11 protein-coding genes are annotated in these 7,312 nt (G+C 69.2%); 3 read left to right on the top strand and 8 right to left on the bottom strand.

The window, feature by feature from the left end:
* Nucleotides 1–325 (bottom strand): DEAD/DEAH box helicase (locus G6027_RS14160; RefSeq protein ID WP_182637726.1); only part of this gene is annotated, 325 nt, incomplete at its 3' end.
* A gap of 99 nt (nucleotides 326–424) precedes the next feature.
* Here G6027_RS14160 and G6027_RS14155 point away from each other — a divergent pair.
* The 3 genes from G6027_RS14155 to G6027_RS14145 are packed head-to-tail and all read left to right on the top strand — an operon-like array spanning nucleotide 425 to nucleotide 2,518.
* Nucleotides 425–1,171, top strand: coding sequence for an inositol monophosphatase family protein (locus G6027_RS14155; protein ID WP_182637728.1), 747 nt, complete (start codon nucleotides 425–427; stop codon nucleotides 1,169–1,171).
* Nucleotides 1,172–1,181: 10 nt separating this feature from the next.
* Nucleotides 1,182–1,982, top strand: a complete 801-nt coding sequence (locus G6027_RS14150; protein ID WP_182637725.1) for a thymidylate synthase — start codon at nucleotides 1,182–1,184, stop codon at nucleotides 1,980–1,982.
* A gap of 17 nt (nucleotides 1,983–1,999) precedes the next feature.
* Complete coding sequence (locus tag G6027_RS14145; protein WP_346995747.1) at nucleotides 2,000–2,518, top strand: dihydrofolate reductase; 519 nt, start codon at nucleotides 2,000–2,002, stop codon at nucleotides 2,516–2,518.
* Here the strand turns inward: G6027_RS14145 and G6027_RS14140 are convergent.
* The 7 genes from G6027_RS14140 to G6027_RS14110 all read right to left on the bottom strand — a co-directional run.
* Complete coding sequence (locus tag G6027_RS14140) at nucleotides 2,515–3,129, bottom strand: DUF1707 domain-containing protein (protein WP_182637724.1); 615 nt, start codon at nucleotides 3,127–3,129, stop codon at nucleotides 2,515–2,517. The two genes, G6027_RS14145 and G6027_RS14140, sit on opposite strands and share 4 nt — an antisense overlap.
* Before the next feature lie 13 nt (nucleotides 3,130–3,142).
* Nucleotides 3,143–3,529: a DUF302 domain-containing protein gene (locus tag G6027_RS14135; RefSeq protein ID WP_182637723.1), complete on the bottom strand. Its 387-nt coding sequence runs from the start codon at nucleotides 3,527–3,529 to the stop codon at nucleotides 3,143–3,145.
* Nucleotides 3,530–3,604: 75 nt separating this feature from the next.
* A complete protein-coding gene (locus tag G6027_RS14130; protein WP_182637722.1) occupies nucleotides 3,605–3,871 on the bottom strand; it encodes a metal-sensitive transcriptional regulator in 267 nt (88 codons plus the stop codon).
* A 185-nt stretch (nucleotides 3,872–4,056) separates the two neighbouring features.
* Complete coding sequence (locus G6027_RS14125; protein WP_182637721.1) at nucleotides 4,057–5,178, bottom strand: NDMA-dependent alcohol dehydrogenase; 1,122 nt, start codon at nucleotides 5,176–5,178, stop codon at nucleotides 4,057–4,059.
* 143 nt (nucleotides 5,179–5,321) lie between these two features.
* Complete coding sequence (gene trxA / locus G6027_RS14120) at nucleotides 5,322–5,705, bottom strand: thioredoxin (RefSeq protein ID WP_017836247.1); 384 nt, start codon at nucleotides 5,703–5,705, stop codon at nucleotides 5,322–5,324.
* Nucleotides 5,706–5,861: 156 nt separating this feature from the next.
* Nucleotides 5,862–6,782, bottom strand: a complete 921-nt coding sequence (locus tag G6027_RS14115; protein ID WP_182637720.1) for an alpha/beta hydrolase — start codon at nucleotides 6,780–6,782, stop codon at nucleotides 5,862–5,864.
* A 57-nt stretch (nucleotides 6,783–6,839) separates the two neighbouring features.
* Nucleotides 6,840–7,312, bottom strand: a 473-nt coding sequence (locus G6027_RS14110; RefSeq protein ID WP_241727140.1) for a GMC oxidoreductase, incomplete at its 5' end; no start/stop codon positions are given.

Genomic DNA, 7,312 nt, shown 5'->3' with positions numbered 1-7,312 from the left:
TGGCGAGCGGCGCCCGGAGATTGCGCTCGACGTCCACGGCCAGCGCCTTGAGCGGGGAGATGTACAGGACGCGGGTGCCGGGCGAGGGCGCGTCCGCGCCGTCACTGCTGCCGTCCCGGCCGCCCGCACCGTTCAACATCAGCCGGTCGAGCGAGTCCAGGAACGCCGACAGGGTCTTGCCCGACCCCGTGGGGGCCACGACGAGCGTGTGGGCGCCGCTCGCCAGGGACGCCCACGCCCCCTCCTGCGCGGGGGTGGGCCGGTCGAACGCCCCACGGAACCACGAGGCTGTGGCCGGGTGGAACCGCTCCAGTGCGTCGGACATGAACTCATGATGTCGCACGCCTCCGACATCGTTCCGAACTACACCCCACCTCCGTAGAGTGTCGGCATGCGCAAGACTGTGAGCATGCACAGCGACAGCATGCGCGAACTCGACGACGACGACCTCGCCTGTTTCCTCGCCACGGGGATCGGGGACATCGTCCGGGGCACGCGCGCCGGGGGGCTGCTCCGCGGGCGCTCGCTCGCACGCGTCGCCAACGAGGTCGCGCAGAACTGGACCGACGAGGTGCTGGCCGTGCACCGCCCGGACGACGGCACCCTCTCCGAGGGGGTCTCCGATGACCTCAGCAGGCTGGAGAAGTCCCGCGTCTGGATCATCGACGTGATCGACGGCACCAAGGAGTTCTCCACGGGCCGCTCGGACTGGTCGGTCCACGTCGCGCTCGTCGTCGACGGTCACCCCACCGTCGCCTCAGTCGGGCTCCCCGACTCGGGACGCGTCTTCCGCTCGGACCAGGTCGACCACGTGGACGGCCCCCACTCGGGAACCATGGTCATCAGCCGCAACAACCCGCCGCCCGGGGCGCTGCAGGTGGCGGACGCGGTCGGCCTCGAGGTGCGGCCCATGGGCTCCGCCGGTGCCAAGATGCTGTCGGTCCTGCTCGGCGACGCGGACGCCTACCTCCACGCCGGGGGGCAGGACGAGTGGGACCAGGCGGCGCCGGTGGGCGTCGCCCTCGCCGCGGGGTTGCACGCCTCCCGGCTCGACGGGACGCCCATCCTGTTCAACAAGCCCGACACCCACTCCCCGGACGTCCTGATCTGTCGCCCCGAGCTCACCGAGAAGATCCTGGCCGCGCAGGCCGCCCAGGCGACTCGAACGTAGACTGCCGGTCATGACCGTCCCCACCCCGTACGAGGACCTGCTCCGACTCGTCCTGGAGCAGGGCACGCCCAAGGCCGACCGCACGGGAACGGGCACCCGGAGCGTGTTCGGCCACCAGCTGCGCTACGACCTGGCGGCGGGATTCCCCCTGGTCACCACCAAGCGCGTCCACTTCAAGTCGGTGGCCTACGAACTGCTGTGGTTCCTGCGCGGCGACTCCAACGTGGGCTGGTTGCGCGAGAACGGCGTGAGCATCTGGGACGAGTGGGCCGACGAGCGCGGCGAGCTCGGACCCGTCTACGGGGTGCAGTGGCGCTCCTGGCCCACCCCTGACGGTCGGCACATCGACCAGATCGCGGCGTCGGTCGACCTGCTCCGGTCCGACCCGGATTCGCGGCGCAACATCGTCTCCGCGTGGAACGTGGGCGAACTGACGGACATGGCCCTGCCGCCCTGTCACCTGCTGTTCCAGTTCTACGTGGCCGACGGCAAGCTGAGCTGCCAGCTCTACCAGCGCAGCGCCGACCTCTTCCTGGGGGTGCCGTTCAACATCGCCTCCTACTCGCTGCTCACCCACATGGTGGCGCAGCAGGTCGGGCTCGAGGTGGGCGAGTTCGTCTGGACCGGGGGCGACTGCCACATCTACGACAACCATGTCGATCAGGTGCGGACGCAGCTGGCCCGCGAGGCCTACCCCTACCCGGAGCTGCGCCTGCGCCGGGCGGACTCGATCTTCGACTACCGCTTCGAGGACTTCGACGTGGTCGGTTACAGCCATCACCCGGGCATCAAGGCCCCGGTCGCGGTCTGAGCCGGAAGGCGACGACTGTGGCGGTGCGGATGGTGTGGGCGCAGGCCCGCGGCGGGGTGATCGGCGACGGCCGTGACATGCCCTGGTACATCCCGGAGGACCTGGCGTACTTCAAGCAGGCCACCACCGGGCGCCCCGTGGTGATGGGACGGGCCACCTGGGACTCGATCCCTGCCCGCTTCCGGCCGCTGCCCGGCCGACGCAATATCGTGTGCACCCGGGACGCCCGATGGTCGGCCGAGGGCGTCGAGCGCGCGACATCGGTGACCGAGGCGCTGGCGTCGGCCGGCCCGGACGCGGCGGTGATGGGCGGCGGACAGATCTACGCCGCCGCGCTCGGTGCGGCGGACGAGTGCCTGGTCACCGAGATCGACGCGGACGCCCCTGGGACCGTGCTGGCCCCGGAGCTGGACGGGACGTGGGAGAGGGTCGAGGTCGGCGAGTGGATCACCGATCCGCGGAGCCGCGTCGACGGGCACGACGACGAGGTCCGGCACCGGCACACGGTGTGGCGGCGGCGCAGTCGACCCTCCTAGAACCACTTCCAGGTCTTGGGGATCCGCTCCCCCGCCGCGAGGATCTTGATCTTCACACCGGCCATGAAGCCGTTGATCTCGAAGTCCAGGTGTGGTCCACCACGGATGTCGTAACGCCCCTCGTCGATCTTGAGCTCGGACCACGTCCGGTTGCCGGTCACAGCGACCGAGACGCCCGGGGGGAGCAGGATCTTGGCGTTGGCAGCCCACAGGTCGAGCTGGATGTGGGTGCGCGGTCGATCGACCACTGCCTCACGGGCGTCGAGGTAGATCTCGCCCATCCAGGAAGTCAGCCGGTAGTCGTCAGGGAGGGACCACCGGCCTTCCCGCTTGAGCGTGTCGAAGACCGAGGTCTTCTTCTGGCTCTCGTCGACGGTGATCGCCCCGGGTTGCCGGATGGCCGGCGGGTGAGCCGGAGCCGGACCGGGCCCCGCGGCGGGACCCAGCGGCAGTCCGCTCAGGGCCACCTCCAGCTCGGCGGGGCAGGTCGCGGACCAGATCCTGGCGGCTCGGTCCGAGAACTCGGCGAGGGACAGCTCTCCCCGCCCCACCATCGCCTCCAGTCTCTGCTGAGCGAGGGCCCGCGGGTCGGTGTACGGCTCCTGGGTCATGCCCCCAGGCTACTCAGCGGGTGAGGTCCTTCATCATTGACCGCATCTGCGCGGACAAGTCGTCGGCCATGTCCTGCAGACCGCCCGAGATGACCTGTGCCAGCAGCGCCGGGTTCTGTGCCTCGATGACGCAGCCCCCGGACGACTCGCGGACCACGACGTTGCAGGGCAGCAGCAGAGCGACCTCCTTGCTCACGTCGAACGCCTCACCGGCGAACCCGGGGTTACACGCCCCGAGGATCAGGACACGCTCGATGTCTTTGTCGATCTTCTTCTTGAGTGTGGCCGTGAGATCGATCTCGTGGAGTATCCCGAAGCCGCGTTCGGCGAGCGCCTCGCGGGTCGCCTCCACCGCCTCGTCGAATCCCATCGCCGTGTACGTACCGATTCCGACGTCCATGTCGCAGTCCTCACGTCTGTGGTCGGGTGGTGTCTCCGCGTTCCGGGGCCAGCATCCCACGGCTCCGGCCAGCGGTCAGGCGAGCGAGAGGAAGAGCTTCTCCAACTCGGCGACAGTGATCCCGTCCTCGCCGGACTCGCCGTCGCCGGCCAGGCACTCCTGGATGTTGGTGCTGATGATCTTGAACCCGGCGCGGTCCAGCGCCTTGGAGACCGCCGCCAGCTGCGTGACGACCTCCTTGCAGGGGCGCTCCTGCTCGACCATGTCGATCACCGCGTTGAGCTGTCCCCGCGCACGGCGCAGCCGGTTGAGCACCTGCGTCCTCGCCTCGTCGTCAGCCATCTCGGGCCCTCCTGCTCTCTCGCGGATACGGGTGTCGATCCAGGACTCCAGTGTACCCGTGGGGGTATCGGTGTCCAGTCGGGGATACGGCGAGGGCCCCGGTCCACCCCTCTCGAGGGGATCCGGGGCCCACGGTTGCTGCGGTCTCGCCTGCAGCGCCGGTCGTGCCGGCAGAGCCGGAAGGGTCAGTCGTCGTGGACGATGATCCCGCGGACCATGCCGTCGCCGCCGGCCTCCATGATCTCGTACCCCTCGTTGATCTGGTCGAGGGTGAAGCGGTGGGTGACGAGCTCGTCGAGCATGATCTGCTTCTCGTCCCACAACCGGAGGAGGTTCGGGATGTCGTGGAACGCGTTCGCCGAGCCGAAGAGCGAGCCCTTGATGGTCTTCTCGTACTGCGAGACGAACAGGCCGGTGAGGTTGATGGACTGGTTGTCCAGACCGCCCATCGACGTGAGGACCACGACGCCCCGCTTACCCACCATGTCGACCGCGTCAGAGGTCACCTTGGCGTCGGCGACGCCGATCGTGATGATGGCCTTCTCCGCCATGAGGCCCCAGGTCAGACCCGGGAGCTCGGCTTTGGCCTGCTCCACGTCCGAGTAGACGTGGGTGGCGCCGAACTCCTTGGCCTTGGCCAGCTTCGACTCGTCCGTGTCGATGGCGAGGATGAACCGGGCGCCGGCGTGCCTGGCGCCCTGCACCGCGTTGATCCCGATACCGCCGACACCGAAGACGACGACGGTGTCGCCGGCCTTGACGTCGGCCGAGTACACGGACGAGCCCCAGCCGGTGGTGACACCGCAGCCGACCAGCGCGGCGACCTCAAACGGAATCCAGTCCTGAACCTTGACCACCGAGTTCATGTTGGCCACGGTGTACTGGGAGAACGTACCGAGGGTGCACATCGCACCCGCGGTCTCACCGTTCTCGAGAGCGAACGGGTACCGACCGTCGGCCATCTCGCCGATCGTCCCGTTGAGGCCGCCATCGCACAGGTTGGACATCCCCCGCGCACAGGCGGGACACTTCCCGCACGCCGGGATGAACGACCCCACCACATGGTCACCGGCCTTGACGTGGGTCACGCCCGGGCCGACCGCCTCGACCACTCCCGCCCCCTCGTGTCCGACCACGATGGGGAGCCGGCCCGGGAGGTCACCGGTCCGGATGTGGAGGTCCGAATGGCAGAGTCCGGCGACCTTCCACTTGACGAGCACCTCGCCGAAGTGGGGGCCGTCGAGCTCGGCCTCCACGATCTCGAACGGCTTGCCCAGCTCTCGGGCGATGGCGGCCTTGGTCTTCATTCGACTCCCTCCGGGCGCGACGGGGTGATCCCGTCACTGGAACGTGTTCTCATCACGATATCCGCATCGGTACACCGCGGATCGGCGAATCGAGAACCTGTTCCAATTTCTACGCGCGTGCGCGCCGGAGGGAGCGGCCCGACTCAGGCCTGGGCGTCGCCCTGCTGTGCCTGGGCCTCTTCGACAGCCTTGCGTACCTCGTCCATGTCCAGTCCCTTGATCTGCTCGACCAGGTCGTCGAGCGCCTGCTCCGGGATCGCACCGGAGTGACGGAACACGGCGATGCCCTCGCGGAACGCCATGAGCGTGGGGATCGACTGGATCTGCAGCATCGCGCCCAGCTGCTGCTCCGCGTCGGTGTCGACCTTCGCGAAGGTCAGCTCGGGGTTCTTGCCGGAGACCTTCTCGAACACCGGCCCGAAGGCCTTGCAGGGGCCACACCACTCGGCCCAGAAGTCCACCAGGACGATGTCGTTGTCGGTGACGGTCTTCTCGAAGTCGGCGGTCGTGATGTCGACGGTGGTCATACGAATGCCCTCCTAGCGGGACGGGGCGACTCTCGTCCCGTCGTCTCTCGTCGCCAGCCTACGGACAGCCCGCGCCTGCGACGACCTTCTCGCACGGACCATACCCGTGTGGGTATTCAAGATCGTGCAGTGAGGAACAACGTCGCCCGATCGGGGTTATTCCCCCTGCGCCCCCGAGCGGGGCGGGGATCCGAGGATCTCCGCCAGGAACCACTCGAGTTGGTCCAGGAACACCGCGTTGTCGTCACCGGCCACCATGTGACCGGCGTCCGCCACCTCGTGGGTGTACGCGTGCGGCAGGTGGCGCAGCAGGTGGGCCACCGAGTCGTCACTGACGATGTCCGATCGCGACCCCCTGATGAGCATGGTCGGCTCGCTGACGTGAGGCACGATCCCCTCGAAGTAGTCGTTCCCGATCTCGGCGTTGTCCCCGGTGGCGCCGGCGACGAAGCGCGGGTCCCAGTGCCAGTACCACCGGCCGTCGCCCTTCTGGCGGAGATTCTTGCGAAGCCCGTCGAGGTTCGACGGGCGCTGACGATCCGGCTGGTAGGCGGCGATCGCATCCGCGGCCGCCTCCAGGTCCGCGAACCCGTCGAGCCCCGACCGCATGAACTCCCCGATCCGCTGGACGCCCTTCGCCTCGATCTTCGGAGTGACGTCCACCAGCACCAGCGCCCGGGCGACGGGCTTGGCGGTCCCCAGCGCCAGCAGTCCGGTCAACCCCCCGAGCGAGGCGCCCACGAGCACCGGCAGTCGGCCGGGAAAGCGGGCGGCGACGATCAACTCGAGATCATCGACCATGCGGTGGATGTCGTAGTCCCCGTCGTCCGCCCAGTCGCTGTCCCCGTGCCCCCGCGCGTCCATCGTCGTGACGCGGTACCCCTCGGTCGCGAGTCGTCGGGCGGCGCGGTTCCACGAGTTCCGGGTCTGCGCCCCGCCGTGCAGCATGAGGATCTCGTCGACCGGATCCGCATCACCGAGCGGCTCCCACACGTCGCCGACGAGCATCCCGGCCGCACCGGCGAGCGTGAACGGCCGGGGTCCGGCCGTCCGGGTCTCGATCTCGCTACTCGTCATGGTGACCCTTCCGCCCGCACTCCCACCTCGGCGGTGGAACGTGTTCTCATATCGGTTCTACCACGAGTTCCCGGCGATCACCCGCGCGGCGAGGTCCTCGGCCACCGCGAGGACGGAGAGATAGGGGCCGCACCGCGGCAGGACCGGGAACACCGAGGCGTCGGCCACCCGCACACCCTCGCAGCCCAAGACTCGGCCGGAGTCGTCGACCACCTCGCCGATCTGCGCCGACCCCGCGAGGTGCTGCGAGGTCGACGGGACGGGCGCCGGCCGCGGCCCACCACCGGAGATCCCCAGGCGGTCCGCGACCACCCCGGCGGCCTCGTCGAGCGCGGAGGCGTCGCGGGGGTCGTCGGCCAGCACCACCCGCAGGCTGTCGCCCTCGGAGATCCCCTCCCGCAGGTGACCACGGCCGACGGGGTTCATCAGGGCCACCCCGATCCGATGCGGCTGGGGGTCCAGTCCCGGGATCACCCGGTGCATCGGGACCGCGTAGGGCCGCACCTCGATCTCCGCCAGGCCCGTCGGCA

The organism is Dietzia sp. SLG310A2-38A2, from assembly GCF_014145095.1.
Lineage (GTDB): Bacteria > Actinomycetota > Actinomycetes > Mycobacteriales > Mycobacteriaceae > Dietzia.
The sequence above is the reverse complement of the archived record's forward strand: the minus strand, read 5'-3'. Positions and strand labels throughout refer to the sequence as shown.

Coding starts and splice junctions, on each gene's coding strand:
- G6027_RS14155 (WP_182637728.1), top strand. CDS start 425: ATGCGCGAACTCGACGACGACGACCTCGCCTGTTTCCTCGCCACGGGG.
- G6027_RS14150 (WP_182637725.1), top strand. CDS start 1,182: ATGACCGTCCCCACCCCGTACGAGGACCTGCTCCGACTCGTCCTGGAG.
- G6027_RS14140 (WP_182637724.1), bottom strand. CDS start 3,129: ATGACCCAGGAGCCGTACACCGACCCGCGGGCCCTCGCTCAGCAGAGA.
- G6027_RS14135 (WP_182637723.1), bottom strand. CDS start 3,529: ATGGACGTCGGAATCGGTACGTACACGGCGATGGGATTCGACGAGGCG.
- G6027_RS14130 (WP_182637722.1), bottom strand. CDS start 3,871: ATGGCTGACGACGAGGCGAGGACGCAGGTGCTCAACCGGCTGCGCCGT.
- G6027_RS14125 (WP_182637721.1), bottom strand. CDS start 5,178: ATGAAGACCAAGGCCGCCATCGCCCGAGAGCTGGGCAAGCCGTTCGAG.
- trxA (WP_017836247.1), bottom strand. CDS start 5,705: ATGACCACCGTCGACATCACGACCGCCGACTTCGAGAAGACCGTCACC.
- G6027_RS14115 (WP_182637720.1), bottom strand. CDS start 6,782: ATGACGAGTAGCGAGATCGAGACCCGGACGGCCGGACCCCGGCCGTTC.